Source organism: Duganella fentianensis, from assembly GCF_009857835.1.
Taxonomy (GTDB): Bacteria; Pseudomonadota; Gammaproteobacteria; order Burkholderiales; family Burkholderiaceae_D; genus Rugamonas; species Rugamonas fentianensis.
Genome location: NZ_WWCL01000026.1, coordinates 1 through 328, shown reverse-complemented (window position 1 = coordinate 328; position 328 = coordinate 1). Strand labels below are relative to the sequence as shown.

Annotated in this window: 2 rRNA genes; both read right to left on the bottom strand. The window is 47.9% G+C overall.

Annotated features, from left to right (window positions below):
• Nucleotides 1-76, bottom strand: a 5S ribosomal RNA gene (gene rrf / locus GTP23_RS22430); the annotation flags it as partial.
• Between the two features lie 139 nt (nucleotides 77-215).
• Nucleotides 216-328, bottom strand: a 23S ribosomal RNA gene (locus GTP23_RS22425); the annotation flags it as partial.

Genomic DNA, 328 nt, shown 5'->3' with positions numbered 1-328 from the left:
TATCATCGGCGCAGAGTTGTTTCACGGTCCTGTTCGGGATGGGAAGGGGTGGGACCAACTTGCTATGGTCATCAAGCTTTGACTTGTACGAGCCGCGTTCTCATGAACGTTGCTCAGAATCTGGAATTAGTAAGTATTCAGCAATGAATGCTGGGGTAATGAAGTTGTCTCAACAACGTTTAACGGTCTTCTTACCTATACCCTGCTAAGGTTATAGGGACAAGCCGTACGGGCAATTAGTACTGGTTAGCTTAATGCATTACTGCACTTCCACACCCAGCCTATCAACGTCCTGGTCTCGAACGACCCTTCAAAGAGCTCAAGGCTC